18 protein-coding genes are annotated in these 22,062 nt (G+C 74.8%); 10 read left to right on the forward strand and 8 right to left on the reverse strand.

Annotated features, from left to right (window positions below):
* Nucleotides 1-28: 28 nt before the first annotated feature.
* From KIT14_21310 to KIT14_21330, 5 genes are all read left to right on the forward strand, one after another.
* A complete protein-coding gene (locus KIT14_21310; GenBank protein ID MCW5893062.1) occupies nucleotides 29-865 on the forward strand; it encodes a MaoC family dehydratase in 837 nt (278 codons plus the stop codon).
* The gene (locus KIT14_21315) at nucleotides 862-2,319 is read left to right on the forward strand and encodes an amidase (GenBank protein ID MCW5893063.1); all 1,458 of its coding nucleotides are present in this window, start codon (nucleotides 862-864) and stop codon (nucleotides 2,317-2,319) included. Before KIT14_21310 ends, KIT14_21315 begins: the two co-directional genes overlap by 4 nt.
* Nucleotides 2,316-3,068, forward strand: a complete 753-nt coding sequence (locus KIT14_21320; protein MCW5893064.1) for a DUF4336 domain-containing protein — start codon at nucleotides 2,316-2,318, stop codon at nucleotides 3,066-3,068. The genes KIT14_21315 and KIT14_21320 overlap by 4 nt, the downstream gene beginning before the upstream one ends.
* 352 nt (nucleotides 3,069-3,420) lie before the next feature.
* Nucleotides 3,421-3,831 (forward strand): helix-turn-helix domain-containing protein, encoded by a 411-nt coding sequence (locus KIT14_21325; protein MCW5893065.1) that lies wholly within the window; start codon nucleotides 3,421-3,423, stop codon nucleotides 3,829-3,831.
* 12 nt (nucleotides 3,832-3,843) lie between these two features.
* A complete protein-coding gene (locus KIT14_21330; protein ID MCW5893066.1) occupies nucleotides 3,844-4,719 on the forward strand; it encodes an NAD(P)-dependent oxidoreductase in 876 nt (291 codons plus the stop codon).
* A 44-nt stretch (nucleotides 4,720-4,763) separates the two neighbouring features.
* On the opposite strand, the gene KIT14_21335 is transcribed toward KIT14_21330, so the two are convergent.
* The 5 genes from KIT14_21335 to KIT14_21355 all read right to left on the reverse strand — a co-directional run bounded on the left by KIT14_21335 (nucleotide 4,764) and on the right by KIT14_21355 (nucleotide 14,013).
* Nucleotides 4,764-6,455 carry an amidohydrolase family protein gene (locus KIT14_21335; GenBank protein ID MCW5893067.1) on the reverse strand — a complete coding sequence of 564 codons (1,692 nt, stop codon included), beginning with the start codon at nucleotides 6,453-6,455 and terminating at the stop codon, nucleotides 4,764-4,766.
* Nucleotides 6,456-6,519: 64 nt separating this feature from the next.
* Nucleotides 6,520-8,307: a malto-oligosyltrehalose trehalohydrolase gene (treZ, locus tag KIT14_21340; GenBank protein MCW5893068.1), complete on the reverse strand. Its 1,788-nt coding sequence runs from the start codon at nucleotides 8,305-8,307 to the stop codon at nucleotides 6,520-6,522.
* Nucleotides 8,304-11,138 (reverse strand): malto-oligosyltrehalose synthase, encoded by a 2,835-nt coding sequence (gene treY / locus KIT14_21345; protein MCW5893069.1) that lies wholly within the window; start codon nucleotides 11,136-11,138, stop codon nucleotides 8,304-8,306. The genes treZ (KIT14_21340) and treY overlap by 4 nt, the downstream gene beginning before the upstream one ends.
* 59 nt (nucleotides 11,139-11,197) lie before the next feature.
* Entirely contained in the window at nucleotides 11,198-13,795 is a 2,598-nt protein-coding gene (locus tag KIT14_21350) for a cytochrome P450 (GenBank protein MCW5893070.1), read from the reverse strand.
* The gene (locus tag KIT14_21355; protein MCW5893071.1) at nucleotides 13,792-14,013 is read right to left on the reverse strand and encodes a hypothetical protein; all 222 of its coding nucleotides are present in this window, start codon (nucleotides 14,011-14,013) and stop codon (nucleotides 13,792-13,794) included. Before KIT14_21355 ends, KIT14_21350 begins: the two co-directional genes overlap by 4 nt.
* A gap of 140 nt (nucleotides 14,014-14,153) precedes the next feature.
* Here KIT14_21355 and KIT14_21360 point away from each other — a divergent pair, with 140 nt between their 5' ends.
* From KIT14_21360 to KIT14_21370, 3 genes are read left to right on the forward strand one after another with little or no spacing between them, the layout of a single operon-like run.
* The gene (locus tag KIT14_21360; GenBank protein ID MCW5893072.1) at nucleotides 14,154-14,696 is read left to right on the forward strand and encodes a sigma-70 family RNA polymerase sigma factor; all 543 of its coding nucleotides are present in this window, start codon (nucleotides 14,154-14,156) and stop codon (nucleotides 14,694-14,696) included.
* 4 nt (nucleotides 14,697-14,700) lie between these two features.
* A complete protein-coding gene (locus KIT14_21365; protein MCW5893073.1) occupies nucleotides 14,701-14,913 on the forward strand; it encodes a hypothetical protein in 213 nt (70 codons plus the stop codon).
* A 4-nt stretch (nucleotides 14,914-14,917) separates the two neighbouring features.
* Complete coding sequence (locus KIT14_21370; GenBank protein ID MCW5893074.1) at nucleotides 14,918-15,298, forward strand: hypothetical protein; 381 nt, start codon at nucleotides 14,918-14,920, stop codon at nucleotides 15,296-15,298.
* Nucleotides 15,299-15,345: 47 nt separating this feature from the next.
* On the opposite strand, the gene KIT14_21375 is transcribed toward KIT14_21370, so the two are convergent.
* Both KIT14_21375 and treZ (KIT14_21380) read right to left on the reverse strand, forming a co-directional pair.
* Complete coding sequence (locus tag KIT14_21375) at nucleotides 15,346-17,451, reverse strand: glycogen debranching enzyme family protein (protein ID MCW5893075.1); 2,106 nt, start codon at nucleotides 17,449-17,451, stop codon at nucleotides 15,346-15,348.
* Entirely contained in the window at nucleotides 17,448-19,385 is a 1,938-nt protein-coding gene (gene treZ, locus KIT14_21380) for a malto-oligosyltrehalose trehalohydrolase (GenBank protein MCW5893076.1), read from the reverse strand. The genes KIT14_21375 and treZ (KIT14_21380) overlap by 4 nt, the downstream gene beginning before the upstream one ends.
* Before the next feature lie 217 nt (nucleotides 19,386-19,602).
* Between treZ (KIT14_21380) and KIT14_21385 the strand changes: the two genes are divergently transcribed.
* Complete coding sequence (locus KIT14_21385; protein MCW5893077.1) at nucleotides 19,603-19,938, forward strand: hypothetical protein; 336 nt, start codon at nucleotides 19,603-19,605, stop codon at nucleotides 19,936-19,938.
* A 5-nt stretch (nucleotides 19,939-19,943) separates the two neighbouring features.
* Here KIT14_21385 and KIT14_21390 read toward each other — a convergent pair whose 3' ends face one another.
* A complete protein-coding gene (locus tag KIT14_21390; GenBank protein ID MCW5893078.1) occupies nucleotides 19,944-20,978 on the reverse strand; it encodes a zinc-binding dehydrogenase in 1,035 nt (344 codons plus the stop codon).
* Between the two features lie 77 nt (nucleotides 20,979-21,055).
* On the opposite strand from KIT14_21390, the gene tesB reads away from it, so the two are divergent.
* Nucleotides 21,056-21,928 (forward strand): acyl-CoA thioesterase II, encoded by an 873-nt coding sequence (tesB, locus tag KIT14_21395; GenBank protein ID MCW5893079.1) that lies wholly within the window; start codon nucleotides 21,056-21,058, stop codon nucleotides 21,926-21,928.
* Nucleotides 21,929-22,062 lie beyond the last annotated feature (134 nt).

The following is a 22,062-nucleotide window of genomic DNA, read 5'->3' on the forward strand; positions in this document are numbered from 1 at the left end:
GGAGGCCACTCTCTTCGCCGGGTCGTCCGTGCACGTCGGACGCGATCTCGGCGGCCGCCGCATCGTCGTGTCGCAGGACGACGTCGCACGCTATCGCGCCGGCACCGGCGCCGACGATCTGCCCGACGACCCCGCGCCCGCCCTGCTCCACCACTCCGAGGTCTACCGCGACCTCTCCTGGTACCTGCCGAATCTGATCGGCAACCTGCACGCGCGCCAGGAGTGGCAGCTGTTCCGCCCCTGGCGCCTCGGCGACGCGGTGGCGTCGCATGCGGTCGTCGTCGAGCGCTACCGCAGGCGCAACCGCGAGCTCGTCGTGAACGAGGTCGTCTGGACCGACGCCGAGGGTCGCTGGCTCCAGCGCAGCCGCACCCACCAGAGCTTCCTCGCCGACGACCCCGGCGACGCGATGGTCGTCGACAAGGGCCGCGAGAAGCGCGGCGACCGTCGTTTCGTGCTGCCCGGCGGCGACGGCGAGCGCCTGACGCCGCGCACCCGCACCATCACGCACGCGATGTGCGAGGCGTTCTCCGGGCCGACGAAGAACTATCACACCGACGTCGAGATGGCGCGGGCGCTCGGCTTCCCCGACATCGTGGTGCAGGGGATGATGTCGGTCTGCTTCGTCGCCGACACGGTCGCGCGCCGCTTCGGCGACGGCTTCCACCGCGGCGGGACGCTCGACGTCCGCCTGGTCAACGTCGTGTGGCCCGGCGACGCGATCACGTCCAGCGGCCTGGTTCGCGAGCGCGTGCGCGAGGGCGACGCCGACCGCGTGCACCTCGACGTCTGGAGCGCGAAGGCCGACGGCACCGTCACCGTGGTCGGCACCGCCAGCGCCCTCGTCGCACGAGCCGCGCGATGAACCCCACCTTCCAGTCGGCGCTCACCCTCGCCCGCGCGCTGCGCGCGAGGACGCTCTCGAGCCGCGAGCTGCTCGAGCACTTCATCGCCCGCGTCGAGCGCTTCAACCCCGCGCTCAACGCCGTCGTCACGCTCGACCTCGACCGCGCCCGCAAGGCGGCGGATCGGGCCGACGTGGCGCTCGCCCGCGGCGAGGTCACGGGCCCGTTCCACGGCGTGCCGATGACGATCAAGGACACCTTCGAGGTGGCCGGCGTCCGCACGACCGCCGGCTTCCCGCCGCTCGCCGAGCACGTGCCCGAGCGCGACGCGGAGGCGGTGCTGCGGCTGCGCCGGGGCGGCGTGATCCCGTTCGGCAAGACCAACGTGCCGGTGCTGGCGGGGGACTGGCAGACCTACAACCCGATCTTCGGCGCGACGAGCAACCCGTGGGACACGGCGCGCTCGCCCGGCGGCTCGTCGGGCGGCGCCGCCGCGGCGGTGGCCGCCGGCCTCTCGCCGCTGGAGCTCGGCAGCGACATCGGCGGCTCGATCCGCGTGCCGGCGCACTGGAGCGGCATCGTCGGGCACAAGCCCACCTTCGGCCTCGTTCCCCAGCGCGGGCACATCCCGGGACCGCCGGGCACGCTCGCCGAGCCCGACCTCAACGTCGTCGGCCCGCTCGCGCGGACCGTCGAGGACTGCGAGGCGATGCTCGACCTGCTCGCCGGCCCCACCGACGACCGCGCGATCGCCTGGACGTTGCGACCGCCGCCGGCGCGCCACGAGCGGCTCGCCGACTTCCGCGTCGCCGCCTGGCTCGACGACCCGGCCTACCCCGTCGACTCGCGCGTGCGGACCCTCCTCGAGCGCGCGATGGAGGCGCTCCGTACCGCCGGCGTCATGGTCGACGCGCGAGCGCGCCCGCGGCTCGACTTCAGCGACGCCGTCCGCACGTATCTCGAGCTGCTCTACCCCCTCATCATGGCCGGCTATCCACCGGAGCAGTTCGAGGCGTTCGCGCAGATGGCCGACGCGCTCGCGCGCGACGACGAGTCGGCGCTCGCGCGCACGGCACGCTTCGGCACGGCCCGCCATCGCGAGTGGCTCGCCGCCAACGAGCGTCGCGAGGGATTCCGGGCGGCGTATGCCGACCTCTTCCGCCGCTTCGACGTCCTCGTGACGCCGGTGAACTTCGTCCCGCCCATCGCGCACGACCACACCGAGCCCTTCCCCGCCCGCACGCTCGGCGTCGACGGCGTCGAGCGCTCGTATCTCGACCTCATCGCCTGGGTCGGTCCGGTGACCATGTGCTGGCTGCCCGCGACGGTGATCCCGATCGGCGCGACGCCCGACGGGCTCCCGGTCGGCGTGCAGATCGTCGGCCCGTACCTCGAGGACCGCACCACGCTCGCCTTCGCACGGCTCGCGCAGGACGTGCTGGGGGGCGCGCAGCCGCCGCCCGGCTACGCATGACGAGCCTCCTCGACCGCGTCCTGCAGCTCGTGCAGCCGACGCCGGTCGACGGCTTCGCGCCGCCGCCGCGCGCGCTGGCGGACGGGCTCTGGGTGTTCGATCGCCGCCTCGCCATGCCGGGCGGCCCGCTGCTGCCGCTCACCGGCACGCTGATCCGGCTCCCGGGCGGGGGCCTTCTCGTGCACTCGCCCGTCCGGCTCGACGCGGCGACGGCCGAGGCGGTGCGCTCGCTCGGCCCGATCACCGACGTCCTGGCGCCGAACGGCTTCCATCACCTCTTCGCGCCGGCGTGGCATGCGGCGTACCCGCAGGCGCGCCTCTTCGCCGCGCCCGGCCTCCCCGCCCGCGTCCCGGCGCTCGCCGGCGCCGCCCCGCTGCGCGACGGCGACCCGTCGCCGTGGCCGGACGTCGACATCCTCGTCTACGGCCCGGTCGGCAACCTCGGCGAGGTCGTCGTCTTCCACCGCCCCACCGGGACGCTCGTGCTCACCGACCTCGCGTTCAACGTCGTCCGGGTCGATTCGCTCTTCGACCGCTTCGGCTGGCGGGTCGTCATGGGCGTGCCGCCGCACCTCGCGCCGAGCCGCACCGCCCGCATGACCCTGCTGCGCGACCGCGCGCGCGTGCGCCCCTTCGTCGAGCGGCTGCTGGCGCTCGACGTGCGGCGCATCGTCGTCTCGCACGGCGACGTCGTCGAGCACGACGCCGCCGCCGCGCTCCGCCGCGGCTTCGCGGACTACCTGACCTGACCCGCCCGGCGGGCGCGGGCACCGCTCGGAGGACGGGCGCCGCGTGCACACGACGATCGCCTCGCCACGTACGGCCCCGCAGCGGGGCGAGCCCGTTGCACGCTGCCATGGCACTGTCCCGGTCACGCCCCCGCGCGGGCGGTGACCTCGACGCAGACCCCGGTCGTCCGGCCGCCGCGCGCCCGGGTCGGGCGCGCTCCCTTCCCCGATCGGGGCGCGCGGCGGCGAGTACGATTTGGATATCCTCAAAGTCTTGTACCTCTATCGTCACCGCGGTAGCTGGAGGTGAGACCGGGGGCGGTCTTTGAAATCGGCGCGCCGCGCAGGCGCGACCGACGAGGAGACGTTCACGATGGGGACGCGAGGCGATGCCTCCCGCCACCTCCGCACTCTTGCGCGCGACGTGCGGCGCGCCCGAGAGCTCCTGGGCTGGTCGCAGGGCGACCTCGCCCGGGCCGCCCGGGTCGGCCAGGCGACGATCAGCCGGCTCGAGCGGGGCACCTGCTCCCGGATGCCCTACGTCACCGTGCTGCGCGTCCACGGTGCGCTCGCCGGCGCCTTTCGGACCCTCGGCGACCAGGCTCGCATCCGCGGCGTGCCGATGATCGCCCGCGGCCTGCCGGAGGCGGCGGTCGACGTCACCCTGCCGGCGCTCGACGACGGCCTCGCCGACCTCGCCCGTATGTACGGCCAGCTCGGAGAGGCCGAGCGGGTCAGCCTGATCGCCGTCGTCCGTGCCCTGGCGGTGGCGCTGCACGCGTAGGTAGGAAGCGACATGCACATCGGCTTCGTCGGGCTCGGGCAGATGGGACGCGGCATGGCCGCGAGCCTGCTCGCCGCCGGCCACGACCTCACCGTCTACAACCGCTCGCCCGCGAAGGCCGCGCCGCTGGCCGCGCAGGGCGCCCGCGTCGCTCCCACGGTGGCCGACGCCTGCCGCGGCGAGGCGGTCGTCACCATGCTCGCGGACGACGCGGCGGTCGCGGAGGTCGCGTTCGGCGACGCGGGCATCGTCGCGCACCTGCCCGCCGGCGCGGTCCACGTCTCGGCCAGCACGATCGGCGTCGCCACGTGCGAGCGGCTCGCCGCCGCGCATGCCGCCGCGGGGCAGCGCTTCGTCGCCGCACCGGTCTTCGGACGGCCCGACGCCGCCGCGGCACGCAAGCTCGTCGTCGTCGCCGCCGGTCCCGCCGACGCGCTCGACGCCTGCACACCGCTCTTCGACGCCGTCGGGCAGCGGACGTTCCGCGTCGGCGACGCGCCGCCGGCCGCGAGCTTGATCAAGGTGAGCGGCAACTTCCTCATCGCGGCAGCCATCGAGGCCCTGGGCGAGGCCGTCGCGCTCGTCGCGAAGGCCGGCGTCGACCGGCAGCAGTACGTCGACATCCTCACCTCGACGCTGTTCGCGGCGCCGGTCTATCGCACCTACGGCGCCATCATCGCCGAGCAGCGTTGGGAGCCGGCGGGCTTCGCCGCGCCGCTCGGCCTGAAGGACGTACGCCTGGCGCTGGCCGCCGGCGATGCGCTGCGCGTGCCCCTGCCGCTCGCGAGCCTCCTGCGCGACCGCCTCCTCGAGCTGCTCGCGCGCGGCGACGAGCACCTCGACTGGTCGGCCATCGCCCGTCTCGCCGCCGAGGCGGCCGGCGAGTAGGTGACGCCGGGGCGGGCGTGCCACCGCCCCCGCCGTCCCGCGCCTCAGGCCGCGCGGCCGCCGCGCAGGACGCGGCCCGGGAGCGCGGCGCCGGGGGCGACCGCGTCGCGACCGTCCTCGCGCACGACGGTGCCGTTCACGACCACCGCGCGCACGCCGAGCGCGTCGGCGACCAGCCGATCGGTGCCGCCGGGAAGGTCGTGCACCCGTCGCAACGCCGTGCATGCGACCGTCGCGGGATCGAAGACGGTCACGTCGGCGGCGAGCCCGGGCGCGAGGCGGCCGCGGTCGCCGATCCCCATCACCTCGGCCGGCCGCGCCGTGAGCATGCGCACCGCCTGCTCCAGCGAGAGCGTGCCGCGCTCGCGCACCCAGTGGCCAAGGAGATGGGTCGAGAAGCCGGCGTCGCAGAGCTGGCTCGCGTGCGCCCCGGCGTCCGACAGCCCGAGCACCATGATCGGGTTCGCCAGCAGCTCCGCGACCTCGTCCTCGTCGAAGTTCAGCACCGACATGCGGAAGCGGGTCGCGAGGTCGGTGGACAGCCCGAGGTCGAACATCAGGTCGACCGGGTCGACGCCGCGCGCACGCGCCAGCGGCACCATTCCCTGCCCCTCCAGCGACGGATCGGCGGGATGGTACGAGACGACCATGCGTTCCCACGAGAAGGCGAAGACGCCGGCCATCGCCCCCGCGAGCGCGTCCTTCACCGCCCGGCGGAACGCCGCATCGGCATAGGCCCGCGCCTTGCCCGCGCGGCCCTCGCCGGCGATCGCCGCGAAGGTGGGCATGCTCTCGAAGACGAACGGCGCGGCGAGGTCGAACTCGAAGTTGAGGGGCCGGCACGCCACCTGCGGCACGACCGGGATGCCCTCGCCCGCGATCGCTTCGGCCTGCTGCACGAACATGCGATGCGAGCCGGGTCCCATGAGACCGGCGAGGAGCGCGGTCCACGTGAGGGTGCGCCCGGTCTCGCGGGCGAGCGTGCGGAACTCCTGGAAGAAGAGGCCCGGGCCGGCCGTGGCCTGGATGACGCCGCGGCCCGCCTCGCCGAGCGCACCGGCGATGGCGAGCACCTCGTCGAGCTCCGCGAGGCGGCTCGGCACCGGCTTCCCGCCGTCGCCGAGATGGGTGGGCGACTTCGAGGTCGCGAAGCCGAGGGCTCCCGCGTCGATCGCCGCCCGCACGATGGCGCGCATGGCCGCAGTCTCCTCGGCGGTGGCGGCCCGCTCGGTCGCCGCGTCGCCCATGACGTAGAGCCGCAAGGGCGTGTGACCGATCAACGCGGCCACGTTGATGGCGGTGCCGAGGCGCTCGATCGCGTCGAGGTACTCGGGAAAGGTCTCGAACGGCCAGTCCGCGCCGCAGCCCGCCTCGAGGGTGGCGAGGCTCATGCCTTCGACCTTCTCCAGCGTGCGCAGGATGCGGCTGCGATCCTGCGGCCGCGTCGGCGCGACGCCGAAGCCGCAGTTGCCCATGACGACGGTGGTGACGCCGTGCCACGGCGAGATCGACAGCATGCGGTCCCACAGGATCTGCGCGTCGTAGTGCGTGTGGACGTCGATGAAGCCGGGCGCCACGACGCAGCCGCCGGCGTCGAGCGTCCGCGCGGCGCGGGCCGTGCCGACGTCGCCGACACCGACGATGCGGCCGCCCGCGATCGCGAGGTCGCCGCGCACGCCCGGTGCGCCCGTGCCGTCGACGACGGTGCCGCCGCGGATGAGGAGGTCGCAATCCATGCGGCCGGCGTCGCACGGAGCGCCGGCGGAGCACAAGGGGCACCGCGGTGACGGCGCGCTCGGCTCAGCCCGCGAGGACGACCGCGACGTGGCCGGGCACCACCACGCGCCCCGCGTCCGCTACGATGGCCCGCCCCGCCCCGCCGTAGCGCGCGACGTCGCTGCTCCACCACGTCGCCGCCGCGCCGGCGTCGACCGGCGCGGGGTCGGGGCCGCAGTTGCACGCGACCACGAGCGCGCGGCCGGCGCGCGGCCGCAGGGTGAGGACGACGCATGCGTCCGCGCAGGCGACCTCCACGGCGACGTCCGCTCCCGGCCGGAGCGCCGGCTCGGCGCGGCGCAGGGCGAGGAGGTCTCGGTGCAGCGCCAGCGCCGCGGCGCCCTCGGACGAGGCGGCACGCCGCCGGTCGAGCCGGCTCGCCGCGAAGGTCGCGGGATCCTGCGGGTCCGGCACCGTACCCGCCCAGGCGAAGTCGGCGAACTCGCGGCGCCGGCCCTCGCACACCGCCCGGGCGAGCGCCGGATCGGCGTGGCTCGTGAAGTACAGGAACGGCTCCTGCGCGCCCCATTCCTCGCCCATGAAGAGCAGCGGCACGTAGGGCGACAGCAGGAGCAGCGCCGTCGCCACGCGGCGCGCGGCCGGCGGCAGCAGCGTCGCCAGGCGCTCGCCGCGCGCGCGGTTGCCGATCTGATCGTGGTTCTGGATCGCGACCACGAAGCGGTCGGCGGGCACGTGCGTCGCGGGCGCGCCGTGGACCCGGCGGCGGAAGGCGGAGTGGCGCCCGTCGTAGACGAAGCGGTCGCGCAGCGCCTTGGCGAGGTCGGCGGCGGCGCCGAAGTCGGCGTAGTAGCCGTTGCGCTCGCCGGTGAGGAGCGCGTGCACCGCGTGGTGGAAGTCGTCGCTCCACTGCGCGTCGAGCCCGTAGCCGTCGGCCTCGATCGTGGCCACCAGGCGCGGATCGTTGAGGTCGCTCTCGGCGATGACGACCACCGCGCGACCCTGCGCCGCGCCCTCGACGTGGGCCGCCGCGGCGATCTCCTCCAGGATGTGCCGCGGGCTCGCGTCGACGATGGCGTGCACGGCGTCGAGCCGCAGGCCGTCCAGGTGGAAATCGCGGATCCAGGAGCGGACGTTCTCGAGGACGTGCCGGCGCACGCCGGCGCCGTCCGCGCCGTCGAAGTTCACCGCGTCGCCCCACGGCGTGGCGTAGCGGTCGGTGAAGTACGGTCCGAACGCGGGCAGCACGTTCCCTTCGGGGCCGACGTGGTTGTAGACGACGTCGAGCACCACGCCGAGGCCGCGCGCGTGGGCGGCGTCGACCAGGCGGCACAGCCCCTCCGGTCCGCCGTAGCTCGCCTGCGGCGCGAACCAGTGGACGCCGTCGTAGCCCCAGTTGCGCTCGCCCGGAAAGGCGCCGATCGGCATCAGCTCGATCGCGGTGACGCCGAGGTCGCGCAGCGCATCGAGGTGCGCCACGACGCCGTCGAACGTCCCCGCCTCGCCGAAGGTGCCGACGTGCAGCTCGTAGAGCACGACGTCGGGCATGCGGAGGCCGCGCCATCCCGCGTCGGTCCACGCGAAGCGCGCCGGGTCGACGACGCGCGACGGGCCCTGCACGCCCGCGGGCTGGTGGCGGCTCGCCGGATCGGGCAGCGCCCGCCCGTCGACCACGTAGACGTAGTCGGCGCCCGCCGCGAGCCCCGCGACGGTGCCCGCGAAGACGCCGTCCGGCGCGCGCGTGAGCGGCACCTCGGTCGCCGCCGGCGCGACGACGCGCACCGAGACCGCCCCCGCGCGCGGTGCCCATACCGCGAAGCGCACGCCGCCCGGCACCACCTGCGCTCCGATCACGCCGTCCCCTCCAGCAGCGCCACCGGCAGGTGCGCCAGGACGCCGGCGACCTTTAGCTCGCCGTCGCGGGCGAGCACGTCGTGCCCGGCGAGCGCGTCGCGCAGTGCGCTCGTGCCGCCGCCGGGCGGCAGCCGGACGACCGTGTCGCCCCATGCCGCGCCGAGGGGCGGATCCGGCAGGCCGGCGAAGAAGCGGCCGACGATCGCGACCGCCGCGCGGCCGCCGTGCCGGCGCGCGAACGCGATCACCCGCCGCGCCTGTGCGCCCTCGGCGACGAGCGGCACGTAGTCGCCGTCGACGAACAGCGCCGCGTCACGCCCGCGCGCCGCGAGCGCCCGCTGCGTCAGCCAGAGCTTCAGCCGCCCGTCCGGCAGGGTCGCGAGCAGCGCGCGTGCGAGCGCGATCGGGTCGCCTGCCGCCGCCTGCAGCTCGCCGAGCGCACGCGCGTGCGCCCCGAGGTCGACCGGCGTGCGGTTGTCCGGATCCACCAGGCGGAGGTCCCAGCGCTCGGTGCCCTGGTAGAAGTCGGGCACGCCGGGCGCCGCCACCTTGAGGACGAGCTGCGCGAGCCCGTTCAGCAGCCCCGGGCGCACGATGCCGGCGACGAACCCGGCGACGTCGGCGTGGAAGGCGTTCGCCGGATCGCGCCGCAGCGCCGCGCGCACGAACGCCTCGAGCGCCGCCTCGTAGTCGCGCTCGGGGCAGAGCCAGCTCGTGCGCAGCTTCGCCTCGCGCGCCGCCTTGCGTGCATAGGCGACGAGGCGCGCGACGAAGGCGTCCCACCCCGCGTCGTCCGCGGGCGCGAGCGGCCAGGCGCCGACCAGCGTCTGATACAGCAGGTACTCGTCGATCCCCTCCGGCGCGTCCGCCCCGTCGACGGGGCGACGATGCGCGTGGTTCTGCTCGCGCCAGCGCGACACCGCCGCCGTCCACGCCTGCGGCACCTCGGAGAGGACGGCGAGCCGTGCGCGCACGTCCTCGCCGCGCTTGCAGTCGTGGCTCATGGTCGCCGAGAGGCCGCGCGGCCAGTCGCGGCGCCGCGCCGCGGCCTCCGCGTGGAAGCGGTCCACCGCGACGCCGATGCGGTCGGGCTCGCCGCCCACCTCGTTCAGCGCCGCGAGCGGCAGATGCCGGTACATGGCGGTGTCCTCGACGCCCTTCGCCATCACCGGGCCGGTCAGCTGCTGGAGCCTCAGGACGAAGTCGCGACGCGCCCCGCGGCCGGCCGCGTCGAGCCCGGGCGGATCGTCGCAGGCGAGGACGCTGCCGATGAAGTCGAACAGCGACGGGCTGACGGCCGGGTTGCGCTGCTTGGCACGCCGCACCGCGGTCGCGACGTGGGCGCGGTCCGCACGGGAGGGCCGCTCGTCGCCGGGGCGGAGATAGGTGCGGTAGACCGGGAAGCACGCCATGACCTCGCCGAGGCCGCGGCCGAGGCTCTGCAGCGTGAAGTCGCGCGAGAAGCGGTGCGCCTCGGAGATCGCGTCGAGCCGGCGCGCGAGCACCGTCAGCTCGCTCGCCATGAGGTCGCGCAGGACGAGCCGCTTGCACTGCGTGGCGACGCTGCGGAACGACGCCACGTCGCCGACCACGAGCGCGTGCAGCCCCTGCAGCGCGAACGCCGCGGCGGGATCGACGAGGACGCCGAGCACGAGGTTCAGGAACTCGTAGCCCGTCGTGCCTGCGACCGGCCACGACGGCGGCAGCGGCTCCCCGTCGGCGAGGATCTTCTCGACCACGACCCACGAGCCCGCCGGCAGACGCTCGAGGTAGCCCTGCGGGTCGAAGAGCCCGTCGACGTGGTCGATACGCAGGCCGTCGAGCCATCCCTTCGCGACGGCCGTACCCACCCACGCGTGCACCGCCGCGTGCACCTCGGGATCCTCGACGCGGATCGCGGCCAGGTCGTTGACGTCGAAGAAGCGCCGGTAGTTGATCTCGTCGGTCGCGACCTGCCAGTGGCTGAGCCGCCACGCCTGGACGGCAAGCAGCGCTTCGAGGGCGTCGAAGCTGTGCGGATCGCCCACCCGGCCGTTCAGCGCGGCGAGCACGGCGTCGAGCGCCTCGCGCACGACGGGCGCCTCGTCGACCAGCGCCCGCAGCCGTCGCTTCACGACCTCCTTCTCGCGCTGGCGCTCCCGCCGGCGCTCCGGGTCCGTCTCGTCGCGCGCGGGCAGGTGCTCGAGCGCGGTGGCGATGCTCTCGAGCTCGGCGACGCGGACGTCGTCGTCGCCGAGCGTCGCACGCAGCCGCGCCGCCACCGGCGCGACGATCGCCTGCCAGCTCTTCGGCGCCAGCGGGTAGCGCGCGCTGCCGTAGGCGACGGCGACGAACCCGCCGTCGTCCCAGGCCACGCGCAGCTCGCCCGCCTCGAGCACGCGCCCGTACTGGTCCCCCAGCACGGGCAGCAGGACGCGCCCCGCCAGCTCGGCCTTCGGCGGCGTCCAGTCGACGTCGAAGCAGCGCGCCGACGCGGCGCTCGGGCCGTTCTCGAGCACGTCCTGCCACCAGGCGTTCTCGCCGCCGCCGACCGACATGTGATTCGGCACCACGTCGAGCAGGATGCCCATGCCGCGCAGCCGCAGCGCCTCGGCGAGGCGCGTGAAGTCGTCGTCGGTACCGAGGACCGGATCGATGCCGGCGTGATCGACGACGTCGTAGCCGTGGGTGCTGCCGGTGCGCGCGCGCAGGACCGGGGCGAGATAGGCGTGGCTGATGCCGAGCGCGCGCAGGTAGTCGACCGCGGCGAGCACCCCGCGCAGATCGCGCGCGCCGTGCAGCTGGAGCCGGTAGGTGGCGACCGGCGGACGGGACGACGGAGAAGCCGGCATCGGAGGAGACGGACGACCCAATCCCCCCTATGGGCAGATGCCGGGGCTGACAATACCGCCTACGCCGCCAGGTCCGCCGCGCGCCGCCGTGCGACCACGACCGGCATGCCCTCCGACGGCGCCAGCGTCACCGAGCGCCGCACCACGCGCACCTGGTAGCCCGGTGCGGGCCGCAGCGCGACGCGTGTCAGCACCTCGGCCAGCACGATCTTCATCTCGTAGAGCGCGAAGGCCGCGCCCAGGCAGCGCCGTACGCCGCCGCCGAACGGCAGGAACTCGAACGCCGTCGGCTTCGCCTCGAGGAAGCGCTCCGGGCGGAAGCGCTCGGGCTCGGGCCAGCGCTCGGGACGCCGGTGCGCGAGGATGATGCACGGCGCGGCGACCACACCGGCCGGCAGGTCGACGCCGCCGATGCGCAGCGGGCGCGTCAGCCGGCGGCCGACGATCGGCACGATGGGCGTCAGCCGCAGGGTCTCCTTGCAGACCGCGTCGAGGTACTCGAGGCGCACGATCTCCGCCGGCGTGTGCGCCGGCGCCAGCTCGGCTTCGAGCCGCGCGCGCACCTCCGGATGCGCGAGGACGTGGTGCACCGCCCAGGCGAGCGACGTGGCGGTGGTCTCGTGGCCGGCGACGAGCATGGTCACCAGCTCGTCGCGCAGCGCCTGGTCGGAAAGCGGCTCGCCCTGCTCGTCGCGGGCGGCCAGCAGCACCGACAGCACGTCGTGGCGGCCCTCCGCCGGCATCGTCCGGCGGCGCGCGATCTCGGCGAAAAGCTCCTCGTCGACCCGCGCGCGCACGCGCAGCGGGCGCGCGGCCGGGCCGTCGACGCGTCCGTTGGCGATCGCGATCAGGATCTGCGGATTCGACGATACCCCCAGCAGGTCGCGCAGCCCGCCGCGCAGGCTGTCCATCTTCGGGCCCTCGTCCATGCCGAAGACGGTGCGCAGGATGACGTCGAGCGTGATGCGCTGCATGTGCGGATGGAGCGCGAACGGCTGGCCGACGGGCCAGGCGTCGACGTCGCGGCGGGCGATGTCGCGCATGCTGTCGCCGTACGACTGCATGCGCTCGCCCTGGAACGGCGGCTGCACGATGCGCCGCTCGTTGAGGTGCTCGCGGCCGTCGAGCAGGAGCAGCGAATGCCGGCCGAGCAGCGGCTCGAGCAGCGCGTTCGCTTCGCCGGCGCGGAGGTCCTCCTCGCTGCCGGTGAAGAGATCACGGATGGCCTCGGGGTGGCTCACCATCACCAGCGGCGGCCGGCCCGGCAGGCGGACGGTGAACACGTCGCCGAAGCGGCGCGCGCACTCGTCGAGGAACGGGAACGGCCACTGGATCCAGCGCATGGCCTGGAGCAGTGGCGGCTCGGCGGGCCCGGGCGGCAGGCCGGGGATCGCCGGCTCGGGCGGCACGTCGGCATGGCGGGCGAGCGCCTCGATGAGCGCGCGCTGCACCAGCAGGCGGCCCGGGGCGAGCGTGTGCGACAGCCCGTTCAGGAGGATCATCACGCGGCCGATGAGCGTGAAGTGCGACGGGATCGTCGTGATCGGCGTCTCGGCCAGCATCGCCGGGATGCCGCCGTCGTCCTCGCGGTCGCCGAGCAGGGCGAGCACGAGACCGGGGAGCGCGGTGGCCTGGTCGTCGCCGACCTCGAAGCCCGCGCTGCGGGCGGCGGCGAGCGCGCCGGCGGCATCGCCGGTGATGCCCCGGACCACCATGGTCGCGACGGCGCGCCCGAAGCCCGGCGGCAGCTCCTTCGCGAGCCCGAAGTCGAGGATGCCGATCGTGCCGTCGGCGAGTACGAGGAGGTTCCCCGGGTGCGGGTCGCCCTGGAAGAAGCCCTGCTCGAAGATCATGCGGGCGTAGGCGCGGCCGATGCGCTCGGCCACGACCTCCAAGTCGACGCCGCGCGCGCGCAGCGCGTCCAGGTCGGTCACCTTCGTGCCCTCGAGGAACTCCAGCACGAGGAGCTTGTCGGTCGAGAGCTCGCGGTGGACGCGCGGGATGCGCACGGTGGGGTCGTCGGCCATCGCGGCGCGCACGCGCTCGGTGGAGTCGGCTTCGCGGCGGAAGTCGAGCTCCAGGGTGACGAAGTCGGCCAGCTCGTCGACCAGGCTGACGAGGTCGAGGTCGCGGGCGACGCGCCCGGCGACGCGGGCCAGCACGCGCAGGCTGGCGAGGTCGACGCGCGCGAGCGACGCGATCTCCGCGTACTGCACCTTCACCGCGACCTCGGTGCCGTCGCGCAGCGTCGCGCGGTGCACCTGCGCCAGCGACGCGGCGGCGAGCGGCGTCTCGTCGAAGCGCACGAACACCTCGCCGAGCGGCCGCCCCAGCTCGCGCTCGACGAGGCGGCGGATCTCGGCGAACGGATGCGGCGGTACGGCGTCGTGGAAGCGCCCGAGGTGGCGGATGAACGGCGCCGGGAAGACGTCGGCGCGGGCGCCGACCACCTGGCACAGCTTCACGAACATACCCTTCAGGTCGATGCCCGCGTCGTGCAGCGCGCGCGCCGCGCGGTCGTGCTGCGCGTCCCACTCCGCCTGCGTCGCGCCCCCGCCGCGCCGGTCGAGACGGCGATAGCGGGCGAGGTTCGGGAGCGCGACGGAGGCGATGCGACCGATGCGGAACGGGGCCAGCCGGCGCAGGCCGGCGTTCACGCGGCCTCCGGCAGCACCGCGGCGGCCGTGCGCACGCGGGGGCCGCCGGTCACGATCACGGGCGGCTCGGCCTCGGGCCGCTGCGCACGCAGGACGGCGATCACCACGACGACGCTGCCCAGCACGGCCAGAGCGGCGGCGAGGTAGAGGAAGACCGGCCACGCGACGAGCGGCAGGGTCATGGAGGCCACGAACGGCGACGGCGGTGCGAGCAGCATGGCGTTCTCCTTTGCGGTTCTGCCCCTGGCACCCGCGAGCCCGGCCGGAGGTTCATCCGCCCCGCGAATTGAACCTCCGGTCGGGTTCGGGGGTACAGCGGGTACCGTGGTAGGGCAGCAACCAGCGAGTCGAGCGACGCATGCCGGAGGCCAGCGACGAGACCCTCTTCGCAGCCTGGCGGGCCGGGGACGAAGCCGCGTTCGAGGCCCTGTTCCGCCGCTGGCAGGCGCCGCTGGCGCGCCATCTGACCCGCATGCTGGACGATGCCGCGACGGCCGAGGATCTCGTGGTCGAGACCTTCCTGCGCCTGCATCGGCACCGGGACCGGGTGCGGGCGGACCGCCCCGTGAAGCCGCTGGCGTGGACGATCGCGCGCAACCTGGCGCGCAACCGCCGCCGGACGCAGCGCCTGTGGGGCTGGCTGCCGCTGGCGACGGCGGAGCCGGAGCGCTCGCAGCCGCCGCCGGGCGACGCAGAGGCACTGGGGCGGGTGGCCGCGGCGTTCGCGGCTCTGCCGGCGGCGCAGCGCGAGACCTGCTCGCTGCGCCTCGTGGGCGAGCTGACGATCGAGGAGATCGCGGAGGTGACCGGCGCCTCGGTGGGCACCGTCAAGTCGCGACTCTTCTACGGGCTGCGCCGCCTGCGCACGCTGCTCGCCGATCTCGATCCGGAAAAGGAGTGACCGCATGGCCGTCCGCCGTCTGATCCACGCCGCCACGCCGCCGCCGCGCGACCTATGGCCGCGCCTGTGCGCGCGGCTCGCCGCCGACGACGAGCGCCTCACGCTCGAGCTGCCGGCCTTCGACTGGCGCTGGCGCCTGGCGGCGGCGGCCACCGCGGCCATGCCGTTCCTCGTCCCGCATCCGGTGCGCTTTCTCACCGCCACCGGCTTCTTCTGAGCCGATGCGCCAGCGCGAGCTCCAGGCCTACCTGATCGGCGCGGGCATCGCGGGCACCGCGCTCGTCATCCCCTACGCCGGCCGCTCGATCGCGAGCCTCGTCATTCCCGCCTGGGACGCGACCAACGTTCCCTTCTACCTGCTGCCGATCGTGTGGGGATTCTGGAACTGGCTCGGCGTCCGCCTCGCGAGCCCCCTGCCGCCGTGGGCCTGGGGAGCCGTGCTCGGCGTGAGCGTATCGATCGGCGTCAACCTCATCCACCTCTGGCGGGGGCACTGGTTCGCGCCGCTGCTGCTCCTGGTCGCCTGGATCCCGATCATCTACGCGATCGCCTGGACGTTCGTCATCGTGCCGCTCAATCGCGCCTTCGACGTCGAGCCCTGATTCGCCCTCGGGCGCCGGCGTCGCGACGCCGGCCGCGGCCGCCGCCTTCACGGCCGGCCGTCCTCCGCTCCCGCGATCGTGCAGCGCACCAGCTCGGCGACGCTCCACGCCTGCGCGATGCAGCCGCGCGGGTAGTACGGCGCCTCGGCGTCGAAGATCTCGCTCACCTCGCCCGTGCACGCCTCGCTCAGCGCCGACGTGGTCGCGGCCTCGACGAGGTCCCGCACGGTCGCGGTGTCGCCGGGATGCACGCGCAGCCAGGCGTCGGCGAACGGCCCGAGGAGCCAGGCCCACACGGTGCCCTGGTGGTACGCGGCGTCGCGGTTGCGCAGGTCGCCGCAGTAGGTCGGGCGGTAGTCCGGATGGCCGGGCGCGAGCGTGCGCAGCCCCACCGGCGTGAGGAGATGGTCGCGCGCCTGCTCGACGACGGGTCGCCAGCGCTCCGGCGCGAGCACGGGATAGGGCAGCGCGATCGCGAGCAGCTGGTTCGGACGCAGGCTCGAGTCGACCGCGCCGACCACGCCGTCGACGTCGACCACGTCGTGGCAGTACCCACCTGCGCCCCACCAGAAGCGCGCGTTGAACGACTCGCGCGCTACCTCCGCGAGATGGAGCAGGCGGCGCGCGGTCGCGGCGTGGCCGTCCTCCGCGGCCCAGTCGGCGACCAGACGGAGCGCGTTGTACCAGAGGGCGTTGATCTCGACCGCCTTGCCCCGCCGCGGCGTCACCACCCAGCCCTCGACCTTCGCGTCCATCCAGGTGAGCTGGTAGCCCTCGGCGCCCTGGCGCAGGAGGCCGTCGGCCGGGTCGATGCCGATGCCGAAGCGCGTGCCGGCGACGTGGCGGTCGACGATCTCCTGGATCGCGGGCATGAGCTCGCGGCGCAGCGTCGGATCGCCGGTGAGCGCCGCCTGGCGGCCGAGCGCATGCACGAACCAGAGCGTCGCGTCGGCGGTGTGGTAGACGCCTTCGCTCTCGCCCTCGGGGAAGTAGTTCGGGATCAGCCCGTCGCGCAGGTGATGCGCGAACGTGCGCAGGATGGACGCCGCGTCGGCCGGGCTGCCGGCACGCAGCGTGAGACCTTCGAGCGCGATCATCGTGTCGCGGCCCCAGTCGGTGAACCAATGGTAGCCGGCGACCACCGAGCGCGCCTCGTGTCCCTCCGCGTGCTGGAGCGCCTCGTCGGCGAGGCGCGCGTGCGGCGTGACCACGAAGTGATCCGCGGCGAGCGCCAGCTCCGCGCCGACGCCGGTGCGCAGCGCCGGATGGGCGCGCCCGACCAGCTCCCGCCGCCGCGCCGCCTCGGCGGCGCGGGCCTCCTCCCAGCCGAGCGCCTCCATCTCGTCCCAGGGCTGCATCGAGGCGACGACGGTCACGACGTCGCCCGGCGCGAGCACCGCCTCCCAGTGCCCCGGGCTGACCACCGGGCCGCAGGATTCGTAGCCGCGCTCGCGCTCGACGGCGTAGAGCCGCTCGACGCACGCCTCGGCGGGCAGGAAGCGCACCGGACGCGGCCCGTACGCGCCCAGGCGCACCGGCGGCAGATCCACCGCGCGCACCTCGATCCCGGATCCGTGCTCCCCCACGCCGTACGGGAAGTGCGGCGCCTCGAAGCGCGCGCCGGGATAGCGACCGGCGAGCCCGTCGACGGGACGGTCGTGCAGCCGCAGGTTGAGCTCGGGCCGCAGATCGAGCCGCACCGGCCCGGGGGCCGCGAGCAGCGTCCAGCCGCACAGCGCGGTGTTGCGCAGGTGCGGCATCACGATGCGGCGCTCGAGCACCGTGCCGGCGTGCGCGAAGCGCCACACCGGCAGGCCGTCCTCGAGCGCCACCTCCTCGAGCGCGTCGGTGGGAAGATGCATCGGCCCGACGAACGGCGCCTCGCCGCCGAGCCGTAGCGGCGCGTCCTCGCCGACGCACAGGGTCTCCGCGAGGCCCGCGACGGCGAGCATGCGGCCGATGGGGGCGGGCAGCGCGGCGACGAGCAGGCCGTGGTAGCGCCGCGTCGCGACGCCGCCGAGCGTGCCGCTGGCGTAGCCGCCGAGGCCGTTGGTGACGAGCCACTCCCGCGTCGCGAGCAGCTCCGGGGCGTCGCCGCGGGCCCAGGCCACGCGGCGCACGATGGCGTGCGGTCGGGGATCTATCGGAGTCATGTCTCCTCGTCGGCGGGACGGAGCAGGACGGCGGCCTGCCCCGGAAGATGCCAGCCGTCGTCCCCCTCCACGGCCGGGATGCCGGCGCCGCCGTACGCCGGGCCTTCGGAGCTCCAGAGCACGCACCAGCCGTGGCGCGTCGGCGACGCCAGCAACGGCTCGGGCGCCGGCGCCAGCAGCACGTCGGCGCCGAGATTCAGCAGCAGCAGTCGGTCGCCGCGCTCGTGCACGAAGCGCAGCGCGAGCGCCGCCGGCGCGAGCACCGCGCCGTGCATGCGGTCGGCGCGCTGCTGCGCGATCGCCGGCTCGGCGCGCCGCAGGCGCAGCAGATCGCGATGGAGCCGGGTCACGTGGGCGTGGCGCGTGCGCTCGGCGTCGTCGAGGCGGCAGCGCGCGAACGTCTCGGGGTCGTGCGGATCCGGCAGCGCGGCCTGCATGGCGTCCGTCGCGAGCGAGGGGAACTGACGCAGGAACGCGCGCCGGCCCTCGGCCACGGCGCGCGCCAGGTCGGGCCGGTGGTCCGCGAAGTAGTGGAACGGAGCGCTCGCCCAGTACTCCTGACCCTGGAACAGCATCGGCGTCGCCGGCCCGAGGAGGAGCAGCGCCGTCAGGGCGCGCAGCCGCGCGGGGGCGACCCGTGCCGCGAGCCGCCGGCCGCCGGGCCCGTTCGCCACCTGGTCATGGTTCTCGAGGAAGGTGACGAACGCGGTGGCGTCGAGATCGAGCGCCGGCGTGCCGCGGCGGGCGCGCTGCCAGAGATAGCGCTGGCCCTGATAGAGGAAGCCCCAGCGCAGCGCCGAGTAGAGCTCCTGCGGCGTGCCGCCGTAGTCGGTGTAGTAGGCCTCGCGCCGGCCCGTCGCCGCGACCACCGCGGCGTGGTGGAAGTCGTCGTTCCACAGCGCGTCGAGACCGTAGCCGCCGCGGGCCGGCGGGCGCACCAGGCGCGCCTCCTGCGGCTCGTTCTCGGCGACGAGGACGATCGTGCGCGGCGCCGCCGCGGCGCGCGCCGCGGTCGCGATGTCCGCCAGCACGTGGCGCGCCGAGGCGTCGAAGATCTGCTGGGTGGCGTCGAGGCGCAGGCCGTCGAGGTGGAACTCGTCGATCCAGTACGCCGCGTTGGCGACGAAGAACTCGCGTACCGGCCCGGCCTCGGGACCATCGAAGTCGAGCGCTTTGCCCCACTCGTTCTCGTAGCGGTCGGTGAAGTAGGCGGACGCGAAGCGCTCGAGGTGGCAACCGTCCGGGCCGAGGTGGTTGTAGACGACGTCGAGCAGGACGCCGAGGCCGTGCGCGTGGGCGGCGTCGACGAAGCGGCGGACGTCGTCGGGCGTGCCGTAGAGCCGGCTCGGCGCCCATAGCGCGACGCCGTCGTAGCCCCAGCCGAAGCGGCCGGGGAACTCGGCGATCGGCATCACCTCGACGGCGGTGACGCCGACGTCGCGCAGCCCCGCGAGCCGCGCCGCCGCCGCCGCGAAGGTCCCCTCGGGCGTGAACGTGCCGACGTGCAGCTCGTAGAGCACGAGCCCGTGCGTGCCGAGACCGGGCCACTCGGCGTCGTGCCAGACGAACGCCGTCGGATCGACGACCTGCGACCAGCCGTGCGGGCCGTCGGGCTGCGCGCGCGACGCCGGGTCGGGCAACGGATCGCCCCCGTCGAGCAGGAAGGCATAGCGGTCGCCCGCGTAGAGCCCGTCGACCCGCGCCGCGAAGTAGCCGCCGGCCTCGGCGACGAGCGGCGCCGGCGCCGCGAGCGACGGCGAGGCGAGCGCGACCCGCGTCGCGCGCGGCGCCCAGACGCGCACCAGCGCACCGCCGTCGCCCGGCTCGACGCCGACGGGTCGACGGCGCACGCCACGTCCGCTCCGGCCGTGCGCGGCGAACGCCGCCGGCGGCGATGCGTCGCCGCGCGCGGGGGGTGCAACGATGGCGGTCATCGGCGCCTCGGAAAGCAACGCAGGTGCCAGCGACGCGCGCCGACGAACGCTGGGCTTTCCGCCGCACGCGCCGCGCGCGATGAACAAACCTCCGCGGCGCGCAGGGCGATTCTTGCAGAACGTCACCCGGCGATCGCGCCGCGAGCGCGCGGCGACGCTGGCATGGAGCCTTGCAGCGCCGGAGCGTGCGCCGCGCCGGCGGCGGGGAGCTACGCACATGGGCAGACGCACACCGACGCTCGCGCTCGCCACGGTCCTCGCCGCCGGCACGCCGGGGCTGGTACCGGCGCAGCCGGACGACGGCTCGCCGATGCGACCGGGCGGCGGCGTCCCCACCGGCGCCGCCATGGGCGAGACGATGCTGACCGGCACCGTGACGTCGCTCGAGCGTGCGGCGGGACGTTTCACCCTCGACGCCGGCGGCCGGCGCATCGAGCTCCAGCTCACGCCCGAGGCCGTGGCGGACGTCGCCTCGGGCCAGCGGGTCACGGTGATGTTCGGCATCCGCCCCGAGTCCGGCCCCACGGCCGTACCGGGCGGCCTCGGTCGCTGAGCCGATCAGGCGCGCCAGGGCTCGACGACGATCTTCGCGTGCGCGTCCGGCGTGGCGAGGGTCCGGAACGCGTCCGCGACGCCCGCGACGCCGACGGTGCCGGTGACGAGCGGCGCGACGTCGATGCGTCCCTCGGCGAGATGCCCGAGCGTGTCCATGAACTCGCCGGGCGTGTAGCCGAGCACGAACTGGAGGCTCAGCTCCTTGTTGATGCCCATGATCGGCTTGATGACGTCGTCCTCCATGCAGACGCCGGCGACGACGATGCGCGCGCCCTGCGGCGCGCTGCGCATGAGCTCGCGCAGCACGCCGGGGACGCCGACGCACTCGAAGATCACGGCGGGACGAAGGTCCGCGGCCTGGCGATAGGCCTGCATGGTAGGCGTCGCGGCGGGGTCGACGACCGCGTGCGCGCCCATGGTCGTCGCCAGCTGGCGGCGCAGCGGCGAGTAGTCGGCGGCGACGATGGGCTCGACCCCCTTCAGCTTCAGCGCCGCGACGACGGCGAGCCCGACCGGCCCGCAGCCGACCACCAGCGCCGCGTCGACCCGCGCGTCGAGCCGCGCCTTCTCGACCGCGTGCAGCCCGACCGCCATGGGCTCGGTCATGGCCGCCTGGTGCGTCGGCAGGCCGTTCGGCACCGGCAGCGCCATCGCGGCGGACAGCACCATCAGCTCGCCGTAGCCGCCGGGGACGTCGTTCGAGTAGCCGACGCCCTGGATGCCCGTGCCGCGGAAGAGGATGGGCATCGAGACGACGCGCTCGCCCGGCTTCGCCATGCCGCTCGCGTCGGGCCCGTACTCCAGCACCTCGGCGCAGAACTCGTGGCCCATGACGATGTCGCGCGTCGGGTCCATCACGAACGGCGCCCCGCTCTCGCGCGCCGCCTCGACCATCTTGTCGGCGTGGTGCATCGCGTGCAGGTCGGAGCCGCAGATGCCGCAGGCGAGCGTCCGAACCAGCATCTCGCCGGAGCCGGGCTGCGGATCGGGCACGGTGTCGACGACGATCTGCCGATCGCGGAGGACGGCGGCGCGCATGACCGGCAGTCAGACCACCGCTCGTCCCGACGCGCAAGCCGGTCGCATCGGACACCGGGGCGTGCGAGAAGCCCCGCATGCAGGCCGCCGTCGATCAGCTGCTCGGGATCCTCGACCTCGAAGCGATCGAGGTGAACATGTTCCGCGGCCGCAGCCCGGACGAGAACCGCCAGCGCGTCTTCGGCGGCCAGGTCGCGGGCCAGGCGCTGGTCGCCGCCGGCCGTACCGTCGAGCGCGGCCAGGTGCACTCGCTGCACGCCTACTTCCTGCGCCCCGGCGACCCGACGGTGCCGATCCTCTACGACGTCGACCGCATCCGTGACGGCAAGACGTTCGCCACCCGGCGCGTGGTCGCGATCCAGCACGGCAAGGCGATCTTCAACCTGGCGGCGTCGTTCCAGCCGCTCGAGGAGGGCCCCGAGCATCAGATGGCGATGCCCGAGGCCCCCGATCCCGACACGCTGCCGTCCGCGGCGGAGCGGCTCGAGAAGGTGCGCGACACGCTGCCGAAGGAGGCGCTCGAGTGGCTGTCGCGCGACCGGCCGATCGAGATCCGCCCGGTCGTCGCCGGCAACCCGTTCAAGCCGACGAAGCGCCCGCCGAAGCAGCTCGTCTGGATCCGCGCCAGCGGCCGGCTGCCCGACGATCCACTGATCCATCAGTGCGTCGTCTGCTACGCGTCGGACCTGACGCTGCTCGACACCGCCGCCCTGCCGCACGCGATCCCCTGGAACGACCCGGCCTACGTGATGGCCAGCCTCGACCACGCCATGTGGTTCCACCGCCCGTTCCGCGCCGACGAGTGGCTGCTGTACGCGCAGGAGTCGCCCTTCGCCGGCGGGGCGCGCGGCTTCACCATGGGGCACCTGTTCTCGCGCGACGGACGGCTCGTCGTCAGCGTCGCGCAGGAGGGGCTGATCCGCCCGGTGGGACGCCGGTCGGAGGGGTGAGCGGGAATCTGCCCGGCGCCCGACGAGAGCGACTTGGGGTGCCGCTTCCTGCGCTGCCGGCGCGCCATGCATCGTCGGGCGGCGGCCCGATCGGCATGTGAAGCGGGCGCCGCGTCCTTGGGCCCCGCCTCGAT

It is taken from the genome of bacterium, assembly GCA_026129405.1.
Taxonomy (GTDB): domain Bacteria; phylum Desulfobacterota; class Binatia; order DP-6; family DP-6; genus JAHCID01.